The following is a 23,885-nucleotide window of genomic DNA, read 5'->3' as shown; positions in this document are numbered from 1 at the left end:
TCAGCCGGCGAAACCCAGGGCCCGCGAAATGACCATGAGCTGCACCTCGGTTGTGCCCTCGCCGAGCTCGAGCACCTTGGAATCACGATAGTGCCGGGCGACCGGGTTTTCGTTCATGAATCCGTATCCGCCGAAGATCTGGGTGGCATCGCGGGCGTTGTCCATGGCCGCTTCGCTGCCGACCATCTTGGCGATCGAGGCCTCCATTTTGAACGGCTTGCCGTTGATCATTTTCAGCGCCGCGTCGTAGTAGGCGAGGCGCGCGGTGTGCACGCGCGCCTGCATGCGGGCGATCTTGAAGGCGATGTGCTGGTTGGAGCCGATCGAGCGGCCGAACACGTTGCGGCTGTTGGCGTAGCGGATCGATTCCTCCAGGCAGCCCTGGGCGGCGCCGGTGCACAGCGCGGCGAAAGCGACGCGACCCTCGTCGAGGGTCTGCACGAAGTTTGCGAAACCACGGCCGCGCTCCCCGAGCAGGTTGGCCTCCGGCACGCGCACATTGTCGAACACCAGCGGATGCGTGTCCGACGTGTGCCAGCCCACCTTGTCGTACGGCGGCAGCGCCGTAAAACCGGGGGTCGGCGTCGGCACCAGGATGGCGGTGAGTTCCTTCTTGATCGAACCGTCCGCGCGCGTGGACTCCCCCGTGACGGCGGTCACCGTGACAAGCCGGGTGATGTCCGAGCCGGAGTTGGTGATGAACTGCTTCGTGCCGTTGATCACCCATTCGCCGCCTTCCAATGCGGCGGTGGTCTTGGTGCCCGCGGCGTCTGAGCCGGCATCCGCTTCGGTGAGGCCGAACGCGGCGAGCGCCGAGCCACTCGCGAGGCGCGGAACCCACTCCTCTTTCTGCGCCTCGGTGCCGCTGCGGTACACCGGCATGATGCCGAGGCCGACCCCGGCTTCGAGGGTGACAGCGATGCTCTGGTCGGCGCGGGCAAGCTGCTCGACCGCGAGGCAAAGCGCGAAATAGTCCTTGCCCTGGCCGCCGTACTCCGTCGGGAACGGCAGTCCGAACAGGCCCAGCTCCCCCATCTGGGCGATGATGCCGTAGGGCAGGCTGCGTTTGGTGTCGTACTCGTACGCGGCCGGGGCGACGACGGTGTCGGCGAAATCGCGTACCTGGTCGCTGAGGGCCTGCTGGGTGCTGCTGAGTTCGTAGCTCATTCTGAGTCTTCCTTGTCTGCGCTGGTTCCGGGGGTAGTGCTGGTTTCTGGTGTGACGGTGGCGACGATCTGGTCGAGGGCCACGAGGTCGCCGGTCTTGAGGTTCACCGTGACGCGGCCCACCGTGGCGGCCACGAGTTTGTGTTCCATCTTCATGGCCTCGACCACGAGGATGGTCTGCCCCGCTGTGACCACGTCACCGGTGGCGGCGTGCACCGCAATGACGGTGCCGGGCATCGGCGAGCGCACGTCTGGGCTGACCGCACCAGGCACCCGGTCGCGGCTGGCGAGGTGTTCCGCGAGCTGCTCGGGCCGAGAGCGGTGTCGCAGCTCGATCGAGAAGCCGTCGGCGCCGATATACACGCGCGCCCCGGACTGTTCGATGGCATACACCCGGGTCTCGCCGCCGTAGTCGACGCTGCACGCGCCGTCTCCGACGCGCAAGAGTCCGGCTTCGACGGCCGGGCCGTCACCGATAGAAACGGATGCCATCCCCGGTTCCCCCACCACCCGCAGGTCAACGGATTCGGTCGCGCTCACTCCCAGCGAGTAGCGCACCGGTCGTGGCGAACCCGCCCGCCACCCGCTCGGCCGCGTCCACACGCCGTTCACGCCGGCCAGACCAGACCCGGCCAGACCAGACGCGGCCAATTCCGACCCAGTGAAGGCGCGCCCGTGCAGGAACAACGCCACGGCGGCGAGTACGTGCTCGTCGGCTCCCTGAAACGTGAGGCCCGGAAGCTTGCGTTCGATCAGACCGGTGTCGAGGCGGCCGGCGCGCACGTCGGCATCCGCTAACAGCAGCCGCAGGTATTCGGTGTTGGTTTGCACGCCGAGCACGATGGTGTCGGCAAGCGCCCGGTCGAGCCGATTCAGCGCCTCCAGCCGGGTGGGAGCCCAGGCGATCACCTTGGCGAGCATCGGGTCGTAGTGCGAGGCGATGGTCAGGCCCGGCATCAGCGAACTGTCGACCCGAATTCCCTCGCCGGTCGCCTCGTGCAGCTGCAGCACCGTGCCGATGGTCGGCATAAAGCCGCGCTCGGGATTCTCGGCGTAGACCCGGGCCTCGATCGCATGCCCCGTGAGGCATATGTCGCTCTGGGTGACCGTGAGCGGCTCCCCCGCGGCGATGCGCAGCTGCCAGTCGACCAGGTCAAGGCCGGTGACCAGCTCGGTGACCGGGTGTTCCACCTGTAGGCGGGTGTTCATCTCCATGAAGAAGAATTCGTCGGGCGCGGTCGCGGAGACCAGAAATTCCACGGTTCCGGCGCCGCTGTAGCCCACGCTGCGGGCGGCGGCGCAGGCTGCCTCGCCGATGCGCGCCCGGGTGGCCGCGTCGAGCAGGGGCGACGGCGCCTCCTCGATGACCTTTTGATGCCTCCGCTGCAGCGAGCACTCACGCTCGCCGAGGTGGATGACGGCGCCGTGGTTGTCGGCGAGCACCTGCACCTCGATGTGCCGCGGGGTCGACACGAGCCGTTCGAGCAGCAGGGTGTCGTCGCCGAACGCGCTCAGCGCCACGCGGCGGGCCGTCTCAAGGGTGGCGGGCAGGTCCTCAGCGCGTTCCACCACGTGCATTCCCTTGCCTCCGCCGCCGGCGGAGGGCTTGATGAGCATCGGATACCCCACATCGACGGCCGCCTGGATCAACTGCTCGTTGCTGAGGCCCGGCTGAGCGACCCCGGGGATAATCGGCACCCCGTAGCCGGCCACGTGGTTCTTCGAGCGGATCTTGTCGCCCATCACGTTCAGCGCGTGCACGCTCGGCCCGATGAAGGCGATGCCGGCGTCGGCGCAGGCCTGGGCGAAGGCCTGATTCTCGCTGAGGAATCCGTAGCCGGGGTGGATGGCCTGCGCTCCGGTTCGCGCCGCAGCGGCCAGCACGGCCTCGAAGTTGAGGTAGCTGTCAGCCGGGGCGGCGCCGCCGAGGCGCACCGCGGCATCCGCTTGGAATACGTGTCGCGCGGTGCGGTCGGCGTCACTAAAGACGGCGATTGAGCGGATGCCCCGCTCCCGCAGCGTGCGGATGATGCGGCACGCGATCTCCCCGCGGTTGGCGACCAGCACGGTGTCAAAGGTCATGGGCTCACTCACATTCGGAAGAGGCCGAAGGCGGACTCGCCGAGCGGCGCGTTAGCGCAGACGGCCAGGGCAAGCCCGAGCACCGTGCGGGTGTCGGCGGGGTCGATGACGCCGTCGTCCCAGAGCCGGGCGGTCGAATAGTACGGGCTGCCCTGGGTCTCGTACTTCGCCAGGATCGGGGCTTTGAACGCGGTCTCGGCCTCGGCCGACCACTCGTCACCGCCGCCCTCGATCTGCTCCCGCTTCACGGTCGCGAGCACGGCGGAGGCCTGCGGGCCACCCATCACGGAGATGCGGCTGCCCGGCCACATCCAGAGGAAGCGGGGCGAGTAGGCCCGGCCGCACATGGAATAGTTGCCGGCGCCGAAGGAGCCACCGATGACGACGGTGAGCTTGGGCACCCGGGTGGTGGCGACGGCGGTGACCATTTTGGCACCGTGCTTGGCGATACCGCCGGCCTCGGCGTCCTTGCCGACCATGAACCCGGAGATGTTCTGCAGAAAGAGCAGCGGTATGCCGCGCTGGTCGCACAGCTCGATGAAGTGGGCGCCCTTGAGCGCGGAGTCAGCGAACAGGATGCCGTTGTTGGCGACGATGCCCACCGGGTGGCCGTGGATGTGCGCAAACCCGGTCACCAGCGTGGTGGCATACTCGCGTTTGAATTCGTGGAATTCGCTGCCGTCGACGAGGCGCGCGATGACTTCGTGCACGTCGTACTGGCCCTGCACGTCGACCGGGACGGCTCCGTAGAGTTCGCTCTCGTCGGCGATCGGGTCGATGGTGGGCAGTACCTGCCACGCCGGGGCCTGAACGCGCGGCAGGGTGGAGACGATGTCGCGCACGATCTGCAGGGCGTGCTCGTCGTTTTCGGCGAGGTGGTCGGTGACGCCGGAGACACGGGCATGTAGGTCGCCACCGCCGAGCTCCTCCGCTGTGACGATCTCGCCGATCGCGGCCTTCACGAGCGGCGGGCCGCCCAGGAAGATGGTCCCTTGATTGCGTACGATCACGGTTTCGTCGCTCATCGCCGGAACGTAGGCGCCTCCGGCGGTGCAGGATCCCATGACCGCGGCAATCTGCGGGATCTTGGCCGCAGACATCCGTGCCTGGTTGTAGAAGATGCGGCCGAAGTGGTCCCGGTCGGGAAAGACTTCGTCTTGCAGGGGCAGGAAGGCTCCGCCGGAGTCGACGAGGTAGATGCAGGGCAGGCGGTTTTCGAGGGCGATCTCCTGGGCTCGCAGGTGCTTCTTCACCGTCATCGGGTAGTAGGTGCCGCCTTTGACCGTGGCGTCGTTGGAGATCACGAGCACGTAGCGGCCGTGCACGAGCCCGATGCCGGCGATGACGCCGGCGCCGGGGCTGTCGTCGTTGTACAGGCCGGTCGCGGCGAGCGGCGCGATCTCGAGAAACGGGCTGCCCTCATCGAGCAGTTGGTCGATGCGCTCGCGCGGCAACAGCTTGCCGCGGGCGAGGTGACGCTGCCGGGACTTCTCCGGCCCGCCGAGCGCGGCAGTGGCGAGGCGCTGTTTCAGGTCGGTCACGAGCTGCCGCTGGGCGGCGTCATTGGTCATGAACGTCTGAGCAGAGGAGTCGAGCTGACTCTCAAGTGTCTCCATCGACAGCTTCCCGTTGGCGAGGCCGGAACACCCGGCATCAACTACAGTTAGTATTTACTAACTGAAATTCAGGTTAGTCAGGATTAACTAAAATGTCTAGTTGAAAGGTTCGCATGAGTGCCCCGATAGAAACGACGCCGCGCAGCCAGGCCAAAGCCGACCGTCGTTCGGCCCTGCTCGGCGCCGCGGCCACGCTCTTTTCCCGGTCCGGATTCAACGGGGTCTCGATCGAAGACCTCGGCGCTGCCGCCGGAGTGAGCGGGCCCGCCGTCTACCGGCATTTCAGTGGCAAGCAGGCCGTGCTCGCCGCGCTGCTCATCGACGTGAGCCAGGATCTCGTGGCCGGGGGCCATGCGGTCGTTTCCGAAACAACGGATGCCGCGGCCGCCCTGCGCGAGCTGGTGCGCTTTCACGTGCACTTCGCCCTGTCCAACCCCGATGTGATCCGGGTGCAGGACCGCGACCTGGACAGCCTCGCCGAGGCCGACCGCCACCGGGTGCGGCTGCTGCAGCGCGAGTATGTGGAACTCTGGGTGGAGGTGCTGAAGCGCGTGCACCCCTCGGGCGACGAAGCCCTGCTCCGTATTCGGGCCCATGCTACCTTCGGGCTCCTGAACTCAACACCACACAGCGCCCGCACCTCGGCGCAGCCCGCCGTGCGCGCCCTGCTCGAGGAGATGGCGCTCGCGGCTCTGGGCCTGCCGAGCGCCTAGCGGTCCCGAGCGCAGTATTCCTCGTGAATGACGTACGAATCGGGCTGCGGTCGGAATCGCGACCCGTGGCGGTCGCGCCCTACGGAACCAGAACGCAGTCCACACCTCAAGATCAGCCGGAAAGCGGCGTCAGAAGGCGGCGGTGCAGACGCAGAGCTCGTTGCCTTCGACATCGGCGAGTACCCACCAGTCGGGCGCGTGTTCGTCGGTGAGCAGCACGCCGCCGACTTCAAGTACGGCCGCGACCCGGTCTTCGGCATCGTCGCTCGGAACGTAGACGTCGAGGTGGATGCGGTTGCGGGCGGTGCGGGCGATTTCCATGTGCTGAAACCAGACCTTGGGGGCGAGGCCGCGCGGGTCGACGAGTTCGATGCCGTCGTCGCCGGCGACTTCGGTATAGCCGAGGGCGACCCGCCAGAATGGGCGCACGGCATCCGCGTCGGTGCAGTCGATCGCGATGTCGTAGCGGGTCGGCTGCTGGTCGTGGGCAGTGGCACCGAGGGTATCGGCGATCTGCTGAACTCGCACGGCGAGCTCTAGGTCACGCGCGGTGACTCCCCCGGCATCGTGCGAGGTCAGGGTGAGTGAGACGCTGCCGTAGCCGAGGCGCACGTCGGGGTGGTGGTTCATCGACTCGGCCACGTCGCCGACCCGGTTGACCAGTTCCAGGGCGGAGGCGAAGTCCTTGGTGCGGAAAGCGGCGTGCAGGAATCCGTCGAGGTGCACAAAAGCGGTGCCCGTCAATTGCTTCTTCGTCGTGACGGGGGCGAGGAGTGCACCGTGAGTGTTCATGCCTCAACTGTCCTCCGCCGCCGCACCCGGGTCAACCGCCCGCGTCGACTGAAACCCGATTGCGCAAGCTTTAATGATGATCCGCCTACCCCTTACTGACCCGGCAATCGAAGCCATGACGGATGGTCGGCAGTAGGCCGTCACGGCCCTGCGCGGGTACTACAGCGTTGCGTGTCTGCCTGAGCTCGCGAGAACGGGGCGACGGTTGCTCCAGGAAGGCCGAAGTAACAGTTCAACCGCTCTCGGATGCGAATTAATTTCTGATTTAATGTCACCAAATTGCTGAGATTTGCTCGCGTTTAGGGTTGATTTCGGCTATAATTGTGGGTGAAGGAGGCATCGACGCCATGACCCTCACTGCCCCGCCCGCCACAGCCGGCTCCGTACCAGAGGGGTCCCGCGTTTCGGTCATTGCCCAGGTCGGTGCGTTGCTAGCTTCTGTGGTCGACGGGGTACGGTTTGGTCAGCTCGAGGATGCCGAAGCTGTTGCCGTTCTCGCGGCGTTGGAAGGGCTGGGCCGCAAGGTCGATGGGGCCAGGCTACGCGCTACCACCGACATCGGCGTGCGCGCCGAAACCGACCTCGGCAACGGGTCGCTGGCCTACCAGAACGGATGCCGCAACCGGGTGGAATTCATCACCCAGCTTGCCGGCATCTCCGGCCGCGAGGCCAAACGGCGCCTCAAGCTCGGTGAGACCGCGGTGGAACGCACCCCACTCGGCCTGCCCATCCCCGCCCGGTACCCGGTCATCGCCGACGGCCTGACCCGTGGGGAGCTGGGGGTGGAATCGGCGGAGATCATCGCCAGCACCCTCACCGCGTTGCAGGGGAAAGTCCTGCCCGACGACATCGATCGGGTCGAACGCGCCCTCGTCGCCACCGCCACTGGTGCCATCACCCCGGAGACGGCCGGACTGCCCGGCGCGGGCATCCGCTTCGCCCCCGACGTGCTGCGCGCGCAGGCAATGGAATGGCAGGCCCGCCTCGACCCCGACGGCACCGCCCCGAACGACGACGTGACCGAGGCGAAGAGCACCCTGACGTTCGGGCTGCTGCGCAACGGGCTCTACCCGCTGCGGGCCGACGTCACCCCCGAACTGCGCGGCATCATGGACACCCTCTTCGACACCTACCTGTCGGCCAGGTCACGCACCCCCATGTTCCGGCCCACCGAATCCCTCGACGGCAGCACCGACGGCGCCACACTAGATGGTATTGATGAGGCAGACGGAAACACCGAACGCTTCAGCGCCGACCCCTCCAGCGCCGAACAGTACAGCGGGGACACCCGGTTCGACGGGGACCGCCGCACTGCGGGTGAGAAACGTGCCGACATGCTCCGCGACGTCTTCCAGGCGGCCGCGCGCGACCCCAAGATCTTGATCATGGGCGCCGGCGCCCCCATCGTCATGATCCACGTCAACGCCACCGACCTCGACAACGACCGCGGCGTCGGCTGGATCGACGGCGTCGAAGCCCCGTCAGCATGCGCCGGGTGAAAGAGACGATCTGCTCCGGCGGCGCCCAAAAAATCATCTTCGGCGACAACGGCGACGTACTCAACCTCGGCGACAAAGTCCGCTGCTTCACCCCCAAACAGCGCGCAGCCATCGCCGCCCGCGACGGAGGCTGCATCATCGCCGGCTGCACCATCCCCGCCCGCTGGACCGAAGTCCACCACGTACTCCCGGCCGGACAGGGCGGATCGACCAACGTCGACAACGGGTGTCTCTTATGTTGGTTCCATCACCACACGATTGATACCAGTGGATGGAAAATTCGTATGAAAGACGGTCGGCCTCAAGTACGCGGCCCCCTGCTCTGGGACCCGTCTCAGACGTGGCGCCCCGGACAAAGCCACCGGGCCAACACTCCCAGCCCCGAACCACATTGGCGCACGTGAAATCCATGCGAATTAGAGCGGTTGACGCTGCTGGTGCAAGACCTGGATCAACGGACCATGGCACCTGTCAGCGCCACCGCACCTCCGCCGTGCTGTGTGAGGGCTAGACCATGGTCAGAACCCGAGCGGGGTCGGCGAGGATGGTGCCGATGTCGGCGAGAAAGCGGGAGCCCTGCTGGCCATCGACCAGACGGTGATCGAATGACAGGCTGAGCGTGAGCACCTTGCGCAACGCAATCTGACCGCGATACTCCCAGGGCCGCGAACGGATGGCGCCCATCGCGAGGATCGCCGCCTCCCCCGGGTTCAAAATGGGCGTTCCGGCATCGATGCCGAACACCCCAATGTTCGTGATCGTGATCGTGCCGCCGGACAGTGCCGCCGGGGCGGTCGTGCCAGCCCGGGCCGCCGTCGTCAGTTCGGCGAGCGCCGCGGCGAGGCCGCGCAGGTCGAGCCGGTCGGCGTCGACGATGTTCGGTACCATCAGTCCACGCGGGGTGGCCGCGGCGATGCCGAGGTTCACGTAGTGGAACTGAACGATTTCGCCGGCCGACTCATCCCACCGGGTGTTCACCGCGGGCGTGCGGCCAACGGCGAGGCAGAGTGCTTTGGCCACCACGGTCAGGATTCCAATGCCGGCATCGGCAAAGGCCCGGTCAGCGCGCAGGGAATCGAGCAGCTCCACGGTCGGCGTGACGTCGATGGTGAGGAATTCGGTCACGTGCGGTGCCGTGAATGCGCTCTGCACCATGGCCTTGGCCGTGAGCTTGCGCAGGCTCTTGATCGGCGCGCGGGTCTCACGCTCGAACACTCCTGACCCGGATCGGTCGGGCGTCGATACGGGCAGACCGGTCGCCGGCACCGACTCGGTGATGTGGGCGCGCACGTCATCTCTGGTGATCAGGCCGTCGCGCCCGGTCCCGGTGACCGTGGTGAGGTCGATACCGAGATCGCGGGCCAGGGCGCGCACCGGCGGGGTCGAGCGCGGCCGGTCTGCAACGGATGCTGCGGCGGGCTGGTCGGTGACGGCAGGCGTTCCGGGGGCTGCCCGGCCGGTGACGGCAGGCGTTCCCGGGGCTGCCCGGCCGACGGACGCAGCCGGCACTGCCGTGTTGCCAACGGCCTGACCGCCAGCGGAACCATCAGCCTCAGCAACGGCGGGCCCGCCGGCTGGGACCGTCACGCCGTCACCCGGCCGGGCCCGGCGCTGCGGGTGCCCGCCGCGCTCGACGGCAGGTCCGTAGCCGACCAGGTTGGCCTCGCGCATCTCGGCTTGGGCGGGGGCCGCAGCATCCGTTGCACCGGTATCGGGGGCGTCGGCGTCGCCACCCACGTCGAAGCTGACGATCGGCTCGCCAACGTGCACGACCACACCGGCCGGACGGTGCAGCTCGCTCACCACACCGGCGAACGGGCTCGGCAGTTCGACCACGGCCTTGGCCGTTTCGACGTCGGCGATGTGCTGGTTGAGCGTGACCGCATCGCCCGGCGCCACGAGCCAGGCGACGATCTCTGATTCGGTGAGCCCCTCACCGAGGTCGGGCAGCTTGAAGACCTTGATCATCGTCGCCCCATCGCCCGGTCGACGCCGTCGAGAATGCGGTCCAGGTCGGGCAGGTGGTGACTTTCGAGCTTGGCCGGCGGATACGGCACGTCGAAGCCGGTCACCCGCACCGGGGCGGATTCCAGATAGCTGAAGCAGCGTTCAGTGACAGTCGCGATGATCTCGCCGCCAAGTCCGCCCGACTGGGCCGCCTCGTGGGTCACGACCAAGCGCCCGGTCTTGCGAACGGATGCCTCCACCACCACGTAATCCACCGGGGACAGCGACCGCAGGTCGATGACCTCGATCGACACGCCCTCGTCGGCCGCAGCGAGCGCCGCATCCTTCGCGGTCGACACCAGCGCACCATAGGTGAGGAGCGTGACATCCGTTCCCGGAGTGACGATGACGGCCTGCTCCATCGGGGCGCCGAGCTCGGGAACGACCTCGCCCTTGACGTGGTAGCGACGCTTGGGCTCGAAGTAGAGCACCGGGTCGTCGCTCGCGATGGCCTGGCGGATGAGGCTGTAGGCGTCCTGAGCGTTGGAGACGGCGATCACCCGCAGGCCGGAGGTGTGGGTGAAGTAGGCCTCCGGTGATTCGGAGTGGTGTTCGGCCGCGCCGATACCGCCGCCGAACGGCACCCGAATGGTGATGGGCATGCGCACGGCCCCCTGGGTACGGTAGTGGAACTTGGCGACCTGGCTGACGATCTGGTCGAAGCCGGGAAAGATGAAACCGTCAAACTGAATCTCGCAGACCGGACGGTAGCCGCGGTAGGCCAGTCCGACCGCGGTGCCGATAATCGCGGATTCGGCCAGGGGTGTGTCAATAACCCGGCGGGCGCCGAACTGGGCGAGCAGATCGCTCGTGACCCGAAAGACACCGCCGAGGGCGCCGATGTCCTCGCCGAGGAGCACCACCCTGGGGTCGTCGAGCATGGCCTGGCGCAGGCCCTCATTGATGGCCTTGCCCATGGTGAGGGTCTTGGTCTCGGTCAGTGGGACCGGTTTCGGGGCGTCAAGGCCGGGCAAGCTGGCGGGGGTCATCAGGGTGGGCATGGTCATCGTCCTTCTCCAGGTGTGCCGAAGCTCGTGAGGTAGCCGGCATAGTCGGTGCGCTGGCGCTCGAGGGTCGCGTTCGGGGTGGTGTACACGTGGTCGAACACGCTCAGCGGTTGTGGGTCGGCCAGGCCGATGCAGCCGGCGCGTAGTTCGGCAGCCACCTGGTCGGCGATGGCCTGGGTCTCGGCTTCGACCTCTGGGGTGATCACGTCAAGCCGCTCCAGCAGCCGGTGCAGCCGCAGCAGCGGATCGCGGGTCTTCCATTCGGCAAGTTCGGCCGGGTCGCGGTAGCGGGTGGGGTCATCCGCTGTGGTGTGTGGTCCCATGCGGTAGGTGACCGCTTCGATGAAGGTGGGGCCGCCGCCGGTGCGGGCCCGGTCGAGGGCGATGCGGGTCGCCGCCATGACCGCGATTACGTCGTTGCCGTCGATGCGCAGGCTCGGAATACCAAAGCCCGGCGCTCGATCGGCGATCTGGCGATGCGCCTGCAGCCCGACGGGTTCGGAGATGGCCCAGTGGTTGTTCTGGCAGAAGAAGACCACCGGAGCCTGAAAACTCGACGCGAACACCATGGCCTCGTTGACGTCGCCCTCACTCGTGGCACCATCGCCGAAGTAGGTGATGGCGACCGAGTCGACTTCATCGCGCTGGGCGCCGAGGGCCCACCCGGTGGCGTGCAGGGTCTGCGCGCCGATGATGATCGCCGGGGTGGCCATATTGACCGTGTAGGGGTCCCAGCCGGACTGGGCGTTGCCGCGCCAGACCTTGACGATGTCGGTCAGGTTGACGCCGCGACAGTAGGCGACGGCGTTCTCCCGGTAGCTCGGAAAGATGAAATCATCGTCACGTAAGGCACGGGCCGAGCCGATCTGGGCGGCCTCCTGGCCGAGCAGCGGCGGCCACAGTCCGAGTTCGCCCTGGCGTTGCAGGGCGGTCGCCTCGGTGTCGATCCGGCGCACTACGACCATGTCGCGGTACAGGGCCAGCAGTGCCGGCCCGTCGAGATCGTCGACCCACGGGTCGAAGTCGGGCCGGGGCATCCGCTCGCCGTCAAGCGAGAGAAGTTGCACCAGCTGAGGGGAGAAATCAATCATGGTTCGCTCCGAGCGTCATTGCTAAAGTTGACGTGAGCCTATGTCGACCCCGCAGGGAGCACAACCACTGACGAAAAAAGTGAGCAGAGTGCCCTATCCAGACTCGTCGGACCGTGTTAAAGTTTTGCACTATGTACAGCCTTGACAAGACCGACACACAGCTCCTGCAAGCCCTCTCGGCCGACCCGCGCAGCACCTTCGTCGCCCTCGCCGACACCCTGGGGCTGTCGCGCAACACCGTGCAGGCCCGCATGAAGCGATTGGAAGATTCGGGCGCCTTTCTCGGCTTCGACCGCCGCATCAATCCGGCCGCTCTGGGCTACCCGCTGACCGCGTTCATCGAGGTGCATGTGCAGCAGAAGCGCCTCGCTCAAATCGTGATCGATCTCGCCAAAATTCCCGAAATCGTGCAGGCGCACGGCATGAGCGGGCAGGCCGATCTGCTCGTGCGCGTGGTTTGCACGGATGCCGCTGATCTGTTTCGGATCGATGGCACGATCCTCGCCTGTGATGGGGTCGAGCGCACCGAAACCTCGCTCGCGATGGGCGAGGTCATCCCGTATCGCCTCACCCCACTGCTCGACCGGCATGCCTAAGCACGATTCGATCTATTTGCTAAATTCTTCATATAGTTATATAAAGAAGTAATGAAGTTAATCGCGCTGGTAGTCTTGCACCCAACCAGACGCGCCGCAGCATCCGTCGCCTGCCCAGCACCTTCGACTTTCGCGCTCCCCACAGAAGGCTCCAGCTTCGTGAACATGCATGCAGACCAGGGGCTCCGATGAGCTTCCTTCGATTGGCCACGCTCATTCGCCACGGCGGACGTATCGCCGAACCGGCACCGACCGCCCCGCCCCTGTTTCCCGGAGCCGAAGTCTTCGGCGGAAGCGTACAGGTGCGCTACATCAACGCCGGCGGCTGCAATGACTGTGCCCTGGAAGTTTCTGCCGCGTTCGGCCCTGTCTATGACGTCGAACGCTACGGCGTCCGCCTGGTGCCCTCGCCGCGGCATGCCGACGTGCTGCTCATCGTCGGCAGCGTGACCCGCAATATGGCCGAGCCGTTGCGCCGCACCATCGAGGCCACCCCCACCCCCCGGTTTGTGATCGTGGTCGGCGACTGCGCCATCCACGGTGGAGCCTTCCGCGACGGCTACGGCATTATGGGGCCCGTTTCTGATTTCGTGCACGTCGATATCGAGGTACCGGGCAGTCCGCCGGAACCGACCGAGATCGTGCAGGCCCTGCGCCGGATGACCGGCCGATGACGGGTAGCGGAGCCGGGCTCCTGCTGCACACCGAGACCGGAACGGGCCTGCTCATGCAAACGGGTATCGGAGCCGGGCTCCTGCTGCAACTGGGCCTCGGCGCGCTGGCCGTGGTGACCGCCCTGCTGGCCGCACCGTCCCTGCGGTCGCGGGCCGGCGGCATCCTCTGCACCCTGATCGCCGTGACCGGTTTCGTCACCGGCCTCGCCGCGATGCTCGGCTCGACCGGCGGCCTGCTCATTCCCCTGGCCCTGCCGATGGACCCACTGCTGCTGGCCCCTGACCGCCTCGGCGGTCTGTTCATGCTCATCGTGTCGGGCGTCGGCATACTCGTCTCGCTCTACTCGATGAGCTCGACCAGCGGACCCGACGCGAGCCGCACCGCCTGGGTCGCCATGCCGGTGTTCCTCGTGGGCATGCAACTCGTTCCCGCGGCGACCGACTCGGTGTCGTTCCTGCTGGCCTGGGAGGTCATGACCCTCGGCTCCGCCGTGCTCCTGCTGGCCGATCACGCCAGCCGCGCCTCGGTCGCCTCGGCCGGCATCTGGTACTCAGCCATGTCGCAGTTGAGCTTCTTCTTCATCCTCGCCGGATTCGCCGTGCTCGCCGCCGCTTCGGGCGGCACCAGCTTCACCAGCCTGCAGGCGATCGAACCCGGCGGCTGGGCCACGAACGTCGCCTTTGTACTGTTCCTGCTCGGTTTCGGCGGCAAGGCCGAACTCGTTCCGCTGCACGTCTGGGTACCCCGGGTACTGCCCGAAGCCCCGAGCCACGTCTCGGCTGCGATGAGCGGCGCTATGGTCAAGATCGGCGTCTACGGCGGCCTGCTGGTCTGCGTGCGTCTGCTGCCCGACGGTCCGGCCTGGTGGGGCATTGCGATCATGCTGGTCGGTGGCGCATCCGCTTTGTACGGCATTCTGCAGGCCTCCGTGTCAAGTGACCTCAAGGTTTTGCTGGCATACTCGACCACCGAGAACATGGGTCTGGTCTTTCTCGGCCTCGGCGCGAGCATGCTGCTGCGCGGCTACGACGCGCAAGCGGCAGCGGATGCCGCGCTCGTCGCCGCCCTGCTGCTCGCCGTCAGCCACGCCGCATTCAAGTCCACGCTGTTCCTCGGTGCTGGCGCCATTATCCACGCCACCGGCGAACGCAACCTCGACCGGCTCGGCGGGCTCGGCGCCCGAATGCCCGTCACTGCTGCCGCCTTCGGCATCGCCAGCCTCGGCGCGGCCGCCATCCCGATCACCAGCGGTTTCGTCGCCGAGTGGATGCTGCTGCAGTCCCTCATTCACGGCGGTCGCCAGGGCGGGGCAGTCGTCTCGGTCGCGGCATCCGTCGCTATGCCGCTCGCCGTCGCCGTGATCGCCCTGACCGCGGGGCTGGCCCTGCTCACCTTCGTCAAGGCCTACGGCATCGCCTTCCTGGCCCGGCCACGAAGCACCGCCGCAGCGGACGCCCGGGAAGTGCCGGCGCTGATGCGCATTTCACTCGCCCTCGGCGCCCTGGCCGTGCTCGCTCTCGGCTTGCTGCCGGGACCGATCGCCGCCCTCGTGGCGACCACGGTCAGTTCGGACCCGACGGCCGCGGTGCGCTCGGTCGGACTGGGCGGGGTATCGCTGCCGGGCATCGGCGCGGTGCTCGACCCGATCATGCTCGTCGTCCTGTCGGCCCTCGTCGCCATCCCGGTGATCGTCGCGATCATCGTCTCGGCCCGCCGGCATCCGCACCGTATCGTCGACCTGCCCTGGGGTGGCGGCGGATCTCGAGCCCGGCCACGCATGCAATACACCGCGACATCGTATGCGGAGCCGCTGGTTCGCGTCTTCGACGACGTGCTCAAGCCCTCCCGTGACGTGCAGGTCACCCACGTGGCCGAGTCCCGCTATCTGGTGGAACGCGTGCGGGTGGAACAGAGCGTCTCCGATGTGATCGAGACCCGGCTGTATCGTCCGGTGCTCAACCTGTTCCAGCGCTACGGCGTGGTCGTGCGGCACGTCGCCAACGGCAGCATCCACCGCTATCTCTCCTATTCCTTTGTCGCGCTGCTGATCGTGCTGATTGTGGTCTCCCTATGAACAATTACGACGCGAATGCCACGGACGTGAGCGCCATCATCATCGCCCTCGTGCAGGTTGTCTTGTTCGTGTTCCTCGCCCCGCTGCTGATGGGTGTGATCCGGCAGGTGCGAGCCACCATCGAGGGCCGCGCCGGCGCCGGAATCTGGCAGCCCTGGCGCGACCTGCGCAAGCTGCTCGCGAAGAACCCGGTGCGCGGCACCGACAGCAGCTGGATGCTGCGAGTCGGTCCGGTCGCCCTGGTCGTGTCGAGCCTGCTGCTCTGCGTGCTGCTGCCGCTGGTCGGCACGATTCCGTTCGCGCTGATTCCCAGCGACCTGTTCGTCATTGTCTCCATCATGCTGATCGGCGTCGTCGCCCTCGCCCTGGTCGGCCTCGACGGCGGTACCGCCTTCGGCGGCATGGGGTCCAGCCGACACATGACGGTTGCCGCGCTGGTTGAGCCGACCCTGCTGCTCTCGGTCTACGCGTTCTCAATTCCGGCCGGAACCAGCACCCTGTCGGTCATCGTTGAAACCCGGCTACTCTCCCCCGAGCTGATCATCTCGCCGGTCAGCGTGCTGGCCCTCGTCGCGCTGTCGATCGCCATCATGGCCGAGACCGCCCGACTGCCCATCGATAACCCTGGCACCCACCTTGAGGTGACCATGCTGCACGAGGCGATGACGCTCGAAGCGAGCGGACGTGACCTCGCCTGGCTCGAAGTCGGCTCCTGGCTGAAGCTGGCTGCCCTGCTCGGCCTGGTCAGTAACCTGATCGTGCCATGGGGCGTCGTCACCGATTTCAGCGCCCTGGGCCTCGTGATTGGCGTCGTCTCGATCGCCGTGAAGGTGCTGGTGCTGGGGGTGCTGCTCAGCGTCGGCGAGATCTTTCTCGCCAAGGTACGCCTGTTCCAGGTGCCCGAGCTGCTCGCGGGCTCGTTCGCCCTCGCCTTCCTGGCCGTCACCGCCTCCTATCTGGTCGCCTGAGGAGCATCCGTCGTGTTTGAAACCTTCTTTCCGCAACTGATCGGTCTCTGTACCGGAGCCCTGCTGCTGACCAGCGCGCTCATGGTCTGGCGACACTCGCTGCTCGCGTCCATCCGTCTGCTCGCGCTGCAGGGCGTCGCCCTCGCCGCGCTCGTTGCGGTGATCGGCATCGCCGAGGGTGAGTCCGAACTCGTGCTCGTGTCGCTGCTCATCCTCTCGGTCAAGGGCATCGGACTGCCCTGGGTGCTCGCGCACCAGTCCAAGGCGTCGATCAAGCAGATTCAGGAGTCACCCCGGCTCAATCCGACCGCCGCTCTGCTGGCCGTCACGCTCCTGACGATTCTCAGCTACGTCGTCGTCAGCCGGATCTTCGGGCTCGGCGACACCACGACAGGCCATGCGGCCCCGATCGGGCTGGCCATGGTCCTGATCGGCTTCCTGCTGCTGATCAGTCGGCGTCGCGCCCGCTCGCAGCTCATCGGCTTTCTGCTGCTCGACAACGGCATTGCCACCATCGCGTTTTTGACCAGCGGCGGCGTGCCGATTCTGCTCGAGTTCGCGGTCTCCCTCGACGTGCTGCTGGTCGTGCTCATTCTGCATGTTTTTGCCGGCCGCATGCGCACCAAGTTCGGCGGCACCGCCGTCGATCAGCTCAGAGAGTTGCACGATTGATGTCAGTTATTCTGTGGATGCCCCTCGTCGGCCCACTCGTCTTCGCCGGTCTCAGCCTGCTGCTGCGCGGGTCTTCGCACCGCCGTTTCGTCGGTGTCGCCGCATCGAGCGCCGTGCTGGTTTCCGGCCTGTTCCTGATCGGTGCCGTGCTGGGCGGCGACGTGCCCTCCGCTGGCGGCGGCATGCTGCGCGCCGATGCTCTCTCGGCCTATATGCTCAGTGTCGTCGGAGCGGTCGGACTCGTCTCCACCTGGGGTGGCCTCAGTAGCGCGGCGTCGAGCCGCACCCGGGATGCCGCCGGCTACGAAGCGCTTATCGCCCTGTTCCTGGCCGCTATGTCCCTCGCCGTGCTCGCCGACAGCATCGGCCTGATGTGGGCGGCCGTCGAAGCGACCACCATCGCCACCGCCTTTCTGGTCGGCCACCATCGCACCCGCCGCTCCCTCGAAGCCGCCTGGAAATACGTCATTCTCGGCTCGGTCGGTGTCGCGATCGCGCTGCTCGGCATCGTGCTCATCTACGCCGCTTCGGTCGGCACCGACACCCCCACCCTGTCTTGGCGCCTACTGAGCCAGGCCGACCTCGGCCTCGACCCAGCACTCATCACCGCCGGCGGCGCCCTCGCTGTGCTCGGTTTCGCCACCAAGTCCGGCCTGGCCCCGATGCACAGTTGGCTGCCGGATGCCCACAGCCAGGCCCCGGCGCCGGTTTCCGGCCTAATGTCCGGCGTGCTGCTCTCGGTCGCCCTCTACGCCATCCTGCGCATCCAGTCGATCACCAACCTCGTGATCGGCCCGGAGTTTTTGCGCACCATGCTCTGTATCGGCGGGCTGCTGTCCCTGCTCGTTGCCGCATCCCTGCTCATTCGGCAACGCGATTACAAGCGGATGCTCGCCTACTCCAGCATCGAACACATGGGGCTCATGGCGATCGGTGTCGCCATCGGCCCGGCTGCCCTCCCGTCGGTGTTGCTCTACATTCTCGGCCACGGCTTGATCAAGGCGACGCTGTTCGTCATCTCCGGACGCATCCTGAAGATCGAGGGCACCCCGGTGATCGCCGATGTGCGGGCTCTGCTGGTGCGACGACCCGGGCTCGCCATCCCCTGGCTGATGGCGATGGCGGCAATCGTTGGCTTTCCCCCGTTCAGCATCTTCTTCTCGGAGGTCGGCATCATCATGGCCGGCTGGTCGGTGGGACTCGGCGGAGTCGTCGGCGCGGCCCTCGTGCTGCTGCTCGTCATCTTCGCCGCCTTCACCCGGCTGACCGTGCAGATGACCATCGGCGCTCCCGCGGCCACCGTGCCCCCTAGCCCCCAGGCGCTCACGCCGGACTATTCCACCCACGGTCCAATTTTGCCCATCATCCTGGCCCTGGCGACCACAGCGACGATCGCTTTCGTCGCCGAGCCGGTCGGCACTCTGTTGCTGCAGGCCACAGCCGTTCTGGGAGGTACCAACTGATGCGCGATGACCGACGAGCCAATGACATGACGCCTGAAGACCACGCCGCCGATGAGTTGGCCTCCGGCCGCTCCACCGAACGCGGCCTGGCCGCCGGCGACGGTGCCGAGCTGCGCCACCTCGACCGTTCGAGGCTGGCGACGACAGCCGGTGCCCTGTTGGATGCCGGCAGTCGTCTGGCCCTGATCGCCTGCCACGAAGACAACGACCAGTTTCGCATCGTGTATTCCTTTGTCGGAGCGGACCCGTCCCTGCGCGCTGATCTGTCAGTGAGCGTGCCACGCACGGACGCCTGGATTCCCAGCCTCGCCGAACTGTCGTTTTCGGCCGGGAACTTCGAGCGGGAGATTCGCGATCTGTACGGTGTCGAGCCGCGGGATCACCCGCAGCCCCACCGGTTGGTGCGCCACGGCCACTGGCCGCGCGGCTGGTATCCGATGCTCAAGGCCAACTCGGTCGTACCCGAGTTCGAGCCCGACGTGGAATCCTTCCCGTTCGTCCCGGTCGAAGGTCCCGGGGTTTATGAGATCGCCGTCGGACCGATTCACGCCGGGATCATCGAGCCCGGACACTTTCGGTTCTCGGTCGTCGGCGAGACGATCGTGCGCATGGAAGCGCGCCAGTGGTACCTGCACCGCGGCGTCGAGAAGGTCTTCGAGGGCAAGAACGCGGCTGAGGGCGTGCTGCTCGCCGAGCAAATCAGCGGGGACACGGCCGTCGGCCATTCCCTCGCCTTCGTCATGGCCGTCGAGCAGGCCACCGGCACCCCGGTCTCCGAACCCGACCGGCTGTTGCGGGCCTTGCTCCTGGAACTGGAGCGGCTGTACAACCACATCACCGACCTGGGCTCACTCGCCAACGATGTCGGCTTCGGCATCATCGACGCGCACGCTCAGGGCCTGCGTGAGCAGCTCATGCGCATCAACAAATCGGTCACCGGGCACCGCCTGCTCCGCGGCGCTCTCAGCATCGGTGGCACCAGGGTCACCGCCCTGCCGAACGCCGACGATCTGGCGCGCATTGCCGCCGCCATGGCCGAACTGGCCGAGATTACGCTCGGCCACGCCATCGTGCGCGGCCGCTTCACCGGCACGGCCCGCCTATCCCGGGCCCATGCGACCACGCTTGGCACGCTCGGCTACGTCGCCCGCGCCTCCGGCATCGAGACCGACGCTCGCCTTGAGCATCCGTTCGTCAATCTCGGCGAGGTCTTTCACATCGTGACCGAGGACGGCGGCGACGTGCTCGCTCGCTACACCGTGCGCGCTCGGGAGGTCGAGGTGTCGACCGCTATCGTGCTCGACTTGCTGAAACGACTGCAGGGGCACACGGGGACCGCGTACAGCGTCAACCCGACCGCGGCCGGAACCGGGCTGGCCCTGGTCGAGGCCTGGCGGGGTACGGCAACCCACCGAGTCGAGCTCGCCGCCGACGGCACGCTCGCCAGGGTCAAGATCGTCGACCCGTCGTTCCTGAACTGGCCCGCCGTGCCGCAGGCCCTTTCGGAAACGATCGTTCCCGACTTTCCGCTCACCAATAAGAGCTTCAACCTCTCCTACGCCGGCAACGACCTGTAGGCCGCGTCGCGCGGGCTGGCCGCGTCGCGCGGGTGTTACTCCTGCTCGAGGTGGCGCAGCAGTGCGTGCGAGTCGGTGAGGCTGGCCAGCACCATGCGCTTGGCCGCGGCCAGCAGCTCCACCGCGCCCTGGTCGCGCAGCGCATAGAAGATGGAGTTGCCCTCGCGCCGGGTCACCACGACCCCGGCCCGCCGCAGCACACCGAGCTGCTGCGACAGGTTGGACAGCTCGCAGCCGAGTGCCTCGGCGAGTGACCCCACCGAGCGTTCACCGGCGACGAGCTGTTCCAAAACCTGCACCCGCAACGGATGCCCGAGCGCCTTGAACAGGTCGGACTTCAATTGGGCGGCGGGCAAACCAGAAGACAACACAGGTTCAGTATATCGCTACCTAATGATTCTTTCAATTAGATGGCCGCCACTGAAAGCTTAACGCTAAATACGTAAAGCTGAATCACCGTTAGCGGAGGCGCAGCACCCCGTCATTTACGGGGGCACGAGTGTAACCGAGGCTGTCGCCAAGCGCGTTCGGGTGAAAGTTGGCCGGCCCGAATGGGTTCAGCGCATCAAATGCGACGTATGGAACGTGCGACCCGATGCCGTGTGCGGCGCATTCCTGCGCGGCATCGACAAAGCGGATGCGTGACGTCGCCATCGCCGCGACGGATCCCGCGATAACAGTGTTCAGTGCGTCGGTGGCACCATTGAGCACGTCGCCCAGCGGGGAGAATCCCGGCTTGAACTGGTGCGGATAACTGAGCACCGCGATCTTCGCCTGCGGCAACGTCGCCGCCACGAGACCCGAGGTGCCCACGAGTCTGGGGGCGAGAACGCTCAGCTGAGCCACACTGTTTTGGATGGCGCCGAGGCAGACCGAACTGGCCGGGTCGGGCGCACACGCCGCCAAAACGATGTTGGAGCCGGCATCGATGCCGCCGACGGTCAGCGTGACCAGAGCGGTACTCTGGCTGACCCCAAGAAGCTGAGCGGGAACATCCATTGTGCTGGCTCCGGAACAGGCTCTGTTCGACACGAGTTTGAACGGACTGACCAGGTCCGCGAAGATCGGGTAGCTGGCGCGCTTGGAACGCAGGCACGCGGTGCCGTCCAGCACGTAGGGCGGGGCACCCTGACCCGAGGTGAACGAGTCGCCGAGAGCGACGTAGCTGGTTGCGGAGGCTTTGACGGACGGAGAGGTCTGCGCGAGCGCCGGGGCGCTCACCGCGCCGGCCAGCAGGGCAACAGTGACCAGGGCGACAGCGCCGAGGCGAGGCAAGGCAAAAACCGTGAAGCCAATCGCTGATTTGTCATGCCACGAACGTAGACCCGGTGCTGGGCCTCAATAAGGCGTGCGCGGGCCGTCTTTCGCGTCAGGACCGCGAAAAGGCCCGCACTGCAAGCAGTGCGGGCCTTCCATCTACCCGACCGACCTGGCGAGAGGTGATCGGGAGATCTATTGGGGCAAGGTTTAGTCTTACGCCTCGGTCGAAGCGTCTGCGCTGTCGGAAGCCGCAGCGCGACCTTCGGTGTCAGCAGCCTCATCGAGCACCGGAGCGAGCGAGAGCTTGCCACGGTCATCGATCTTCGTGATTTCCACGAGAACCTTCTGGCCGACGCCGAGCACGTCTTCGACGTTCTCGACGCGCTTGCCACCAGCAAGTTTACGCACTTCGGAGATGTGCAGCAGACCATCCTTGCCCGGGAGCAGCGAAACGAAGGCACCGAACGCGGCGATCTTGACGACGGTTCCGAGGAACTGCTCGCCAACCTCGGGGTTGGTCGGGTTCGCGATGGCGTTGACCTGGGCGCGAGCGGCCTCAGCCGACGGCCCGTCGACGGCGCCGATGTACACGGTGCCGTCTTCCTCGATCGAGATGTCGGCACCGGTGGTGTCCTGGATCGAGTTGATCGTCTTGCCCTTCGGGCCGATCAGCTCGCCGATCTTGTCGACCGGGATCTGCACGCTGATGACGCGCGGCGCGGTGGGCGCCATCTCGTCGGGAGCGTCGATCGCCGCGTTCAACACGGAGAGGATCGTGGTGCGGGCATCCTTCGCCTGCGTCAGCGCGCCGGCCAAAACTGAGGCGGGGATGCCGTCGAGCTTGGTGTCCAGCTGGATCGCGGTGATGAATTCGCTCGTACCGGCAACCTTGAAGTCCATGTCGCCGAGGGCATCTTCGGCACCGAGAATGTCGGTCAGCGCCGCGTAACGGGTCTGCCCATCAACGGTGTCGCTGATCAGGCCCATGGCGATACCGGCGACCGGAGCGCGCAGCGGCACTCCGGCGTTCAGCAGCGACAGGGTCGAAGCGCAGACGGAACCCATCGAGGTGGAACCGTTGGAGCTGAGCGCCTCGGAGACCTGACGGATAGCGTACGGGAACTCCTCACGCGTGGGCAGCACGGGAACCAGGGCACGCTCAGCGAGCGCTCCGTGGCCGATCTCGCGACGCTTCGGCGTTCCGACCCGGCCGGTTTCACCGGTCGAGTAGGGCGGGAAGTTGTAGTTGTGCATATAACGCTTTTTGGTGACCGGGTTCAGCGAGTCGATCGACTGCTCGAGCTTCAGCATGTTCAGCGTGGTCACGCCCAGGATCTGGGTTTCACCGCGCTGGAAGATGGCCGAACCATGCACGCGCGGGATGACCGCAACCTCGGCATCGAGCGGACGGATGTCCGCAAGTCCACGACCGTCGATACGGATGCCCTCGTTGAGCACGCGTGAGCGAACGACGAGCTTGGTGACCGACTTGTACGCCGCGTTGACCTGGTTGTTGGCGCTCGCTTCGAGCTCGCCGGCTTCAACCTTGGCCGCGATGGCGGTTTTGACGGATGCCTTGAGCGCGTCGTCAGCGTTCTGACGCTCGACCTTGTCGGCGATCGTGTAGACCGTCTTGAGCTGGTCGTAGGCCAGCGCGGCGACCGCGTCGTAGGTGGCCGGCTGGTATGGCGGGAAGAGCGCGAAGTCGGCGGTCGGCTTGGCGGCGGCATCCGCTACCTGCTGCTGCGCGAAGACAAGCTGCTTAATGAAGGGTTTGGAAGCCTCGATGCCCTGGGCAACGACGGCTTCGTTTGGCGCGATGGCGCCGCCCTTGATCAGGTTCCAGGCTGCGTCGGTCGCTTCGGCCTCGATCATCATGATCGCGACGTCCTGCACACCGTTGGCGTCCGTGACAACACGACCGGCGACGACCATGCTGAACACGGCGTCATCAAGCTGCGAGTGCTTCGGGAAGGCAACCCACTGGCCGCCACCGTTCTCGTCCGGGATGAGGGCGACGCGAACGCCACCGATCGGTCCGGAGAACGGCAGTCCGGCAAGCTGGGTCGACATGGAGGCCGCATTGATCGCGAGCACGTCGTAGAGTTCATCGGGCTCGATGGCCAGAACGGTGATGACAACCTGGATCTCGTTGCGGAGACCATCGACGAACGACGGGCGCAGCGGCCGGTCGATCAGACGGCAGGTGAGGATCGCGTCGGTCGAGGGACGACCTTCGCGACGGAAGAAGCTGCCCGGGATGCGGCCGGCAGCGTACATGCGCTCTTCGACGTCGATGGTGAGCGGGAAGAAGTCGAAGTTGTCCTTCGGCTGCTTGCTGACGCTCGTGGCGGAGAGCAGCATCGTCTCTTCGTCGATGTAGGCGGCGGCAGAACCCTGCGCCTGCTGGGCGAGACGCCCGGTTTCAAAACGGATGGTGCGCTTGCCGTACTTGCCGTTATCGATAACGGTTTCGGCGAACGTGATTTCTGGACCCTCCATGTGGGGGTTTTCTCCTTTAAGTTTGCTTCTCGCCATGCTGGCGACGAAGGCTCGCGTGCCCGTATGACAGGCGAGTTGGACGGGTTGATCTCACAATCAACCCCGTTAATTCTAACAGACCTGTT

20 protein-coding genes are annotated in these 23,885 nt (G+C 66.4%); 10 read left to right on the top strand and 10 right to left on the bottom strand.

What is annotated here, in order from left to right:
• From E3T31_RS04350 to E3T31_RS04340, 3 genes are read right to left on the bottom strand one after another with little or no spacing between them, the layout of a single operon-like run.
• On the bottom strand, positions 1-1,167 hold the full coding sequence (locus E3T31_RS04350; RefSeq protein ID WP_134467638.1) for an acyl-CoA dehydrogenase family protein: 1,167 nt from the start codon (positions 1,165-1,167) through the stop codon (positions 1-3).
• Positions 1,164-3,248: a biotin carboxylase N-terminal domain-containing protein gene (locus E3T31_RS04345; protein ID WP_134467637.1), complete on the bottom strand. Its 2,085-nt coding sequence runs from the start codon at positions 3,246-3,248 to the stop codon at positions 1,164-1,166. The genes E3T31_RS04350 and E3T31_RS04345 overlap by 4 nt, the downstream gene beginning before the upstream one ends.
• Before the next feature lie 8 nt (positions 3,249-3,256).
• A complete protein-coding gene (locus E3T31_RS04340) occupies positions 3,257-4,864 on the bottom strand; it encodes a carboxyl transferase domain-containing protein (RefSeq protein ID WP_134467636.1) in 1,608 nt (535 codons plus the stop codon).
• A gap of 113 nt (positions 4,865-4,977) precedes the next feature.
• On the opposite strand from E3T31_RS04340, the gene E3T31_RS04335 reads away from it, so the two are divergent.
• On the top strand, positions 4,978-5,577 hold the full coding sequence (locus E3T31_RS04335) for a TetR/AcrR family transcriptional regulator (protein ID WP_134467635.1): 600 nt from the start codon (positions 4,978-4,980) through the stop codon (positions 5,575-5,577).
• Between the two features lie 129 nt (positions 5,578-5,706).
• On the opposite strand, the gene E3T31_RS04330 is transcribed toward E3T31_RS04335, so the two are convergent.
• Entirely contained in the window at positions 5,707-6,369 is a 663-nt protein-coding gene (locus E3T31_RS04330; protein ID WP_134467634.1) for a VOC family protein, read from the bottom strand.
• A gap of 347 nt (positions 6,370-6,716) precedes the next feature.
• Between E3T31_RS04330 and E3T31_RS04325 the strand changes: the two genes are divergently transcribed.
• Positions 6,717-7,868, top strand: a complete 1,152-nt coding sequence (locus tag E3T31_RS04325) for a DUF222 domain-containing protein (RefSeq protein ID WP_134467633.1) — start codon at positions 6,717-6,719, stop codon at positions 7,866-7,868.
• Positions 7,865-8,272, top strand: coding sequence for an HNH endonuclease (locus tag E3T31_RS04320; protein ID WP_134467632.1), 408 nt, complete (start codon positions 7,865-7,867; stop codon positions 8,270-8,272). Before E3T31_RS04325 ends, E3T31_RS04320 begins: the two co-directional genes overlap by 4 nt.
• A gap of 103 nt (positions 8,273-8,375) precedes the next feature.
• On the opposite strand, the gene E3T31_RS04315 is transcribed toward E3T31_RS04320, so the two are convergent.
• The 3 genes from E3T31_RS04315 to pdhA form a co-directional block, all read right to left on the bottom strand.
• Complete coding sequence (locus tag E3T31_RS04315) at positions 8,376-9,836, bottom strand: dihydrolipoamide acetyltransferase family protein (RefSeq protein ID WP_134467631.1); 1,461 nt, start codon at positions 9,834-9,836, stop codon at positions 8,376-8,378.
• On the bottom strand, positions 9,833-10,792 hold the full coding sequence (locus E3T31_RS04310) for an alpha-ketoacid dehydrogenase subunit beta (RefSeq protein ID WP_241977650.1): 960 nt from the start codon (positions 10,790-10,792) through the stop codon (positions 9,833-9,835). The genes E3T31_RS04315 and E3T31_RS04310 overlap by 4 nt, the downstream gene beginning before the upstream one ends.
• 86 nt (positions 10,793-10,878) lie before the next feature.
• On the bottom strand, positions 10,879-11,973 hold the full coding sequence (pdhA, locus tag E3T31_RS04305; protein WP_134467630.1) for a pyruvate dehydrogenase (acetyl-transferring) E1 component subunit alpha: 1,095 nt from the start codon (positions 11,971-11,973) through the stop codon (positions 10,879-10,881).
• A gap of 131 nt (positions 11,974-12,104) precedes the next feature.
• On the opposite strand from pdhA, the gene E3T31_RS04300 reads away from it, so the two are divergent.
• From E3T31_RS04300 to E3T31_RS04270, 7 genes are all read left to right on the top strand, one after another.
• A complete protein-coding gene (locus E3T31_RS04300; protein WP_104132405.1) occupies positions 12,105-12,569 on the top strand; it encodes an Lrp/AsnC family transcriptional regulator in 465 nt (154 codons plus the stop codon).
• A gap of 188 nt (positions 12,570-12,757) precedes the next feature.
• The gene (locus E3T31_RS04295) at positions 12,758-13,243 is read left to right on the top strand and encodes an NADH-quinone oxidoreductase subunit B family protein (RefSeq protein ID WP_092449957.1); all 486 of its coding nucleotides are present in this window, start codon (positions 12,758-12,760) and stop codon (positions 13,241-13,243) included.
• Positions 13,240-15,318 carry a proton-conducting transporter membrane subunit gene (locus E3T31_RS04290; protein WP_198416973.1) on the top strand — a complete coding sequence of 693 codons (2,079 nt, stop codon included), beginning with the start codon at positions 13,240-13,242 and terminating at the stop codon, positions 15,316-15,318. Before E3T31_RS04295 ends, E3T31_RS04290 begins: the two co-directional genes overlap by 4 nt.
• A complete protein-coding gene (locus E3T31_RS04285; RefSeq protein ID WP_134467629.1) occupies positions 15,315-16,286 on the top strand; it encodes a respiratory chain complex I subunit 1 family protein in 972 nt (323 codons plus the stop codon). The genes E3T31_RS04290 and E3T31_RS04285 overlap by 4 nt, the downstream gene beginning before the upstream one ends.
• Before the next feature lie 12 nt (positions 16,287-16,298).
• Positions 16,299-16,958 (top strand): hypothetical protein, encoded by a 660-nt coding sequence (locus E3T31_RS04280; RefSeq protein WP_092449961.1) that lies wholly within the window; start codon positions 16,299-16,301, stop codon positions 16,956-16,958.
• Complete coding sequence (locus tag E3T31_RS04275; protein WP_134467628.1) at positions 16,958-18,421, top strand: proton-conducting transporter membrane subunit; 1,464 nt, start codon at positions 16,958-16,960, stop codon at positions 18,419-18,421. Before E3T31_RS04280 ends, E3T31_RS04275 begins: the two co-directional genes overlap by 1 nt.
• Positions 18,421-19,998 (top strand): NADH-quinone oxidoreductase subunit C, encoded by a 1,578-nt coding sequence (locus tag E3T31_RS04270; protein ID WP_198416971.1) that lies wholly within the window; start codon positions 18,421-18,423, stop codon positions 19,996-19,998. Before E3T31_RS04275 ends, E3T31_RS04270 begins: the two co-directional genes overlap by 1 nt.
• A gap of 35 nt (positions 19,999-20,033) precedes the next feature.
• Here E3T31_RS04270 and E3T31_RS04265 read toward each other — a convergent pair whose 3' ends face one another.
• The 3 genes from E3T31_RS04265 to E3T31_RS04255 form a co-directional block, all read right to left on the bottom strand.
• Positions 20,034-20,369 (bottom strand): helix-turn-helix transcriptional regulator, encoded by a 336-nt coding sequence (locus tag E3T31_RS04265; protein WP_198414356.1) that lies wholly within the window; start codon positions 20,367-20,369, stop codon positions 20,034-20,036.
• Between the two features lie 88 nt (positions 20,370-20,457).
• Entirely contained in the window at positions 20,458-21,273 is an 816-nt protein-coding gene (locus tag E3T31_RS04260) for an SGNH/GDSL hydrolase family protein (RefSeq protein ID WP_166788381.1), read from the bottom strand.
• A 198-nt stretch (positions 21,274-21,471) separates the two neighbouring features.
• Positions 21,472-23,760 carry a polyribonucleotide nucleotidyltransferase gene (locus E3T31_RS04255; RefSeq protein WP_134467626.1) on the bottom strand — a complete coding sequence of 763 codons (2,289 nt, stop codon included), beginning with the start codon at positions 23,758-23,760 and terminating at the stop codon, positions 21,472-21,474.
• Between the last annotated feature and the right edge of the window lie 125 nt (positions 23,761-23,885).

This window comes from Cryobacterium sp. TMS1-13-1, from assembly GCF_004403125.1.
Lineage (GTDB): Bacteria > Actinomycetota > Actinomycetes > Actinomycetales > Microbacteriaceae > Cryobacterium > Cryobacterium levicorallinum.
This window is presented reverse-complemented; position numbering and strand designations above follow the sequence as displayed.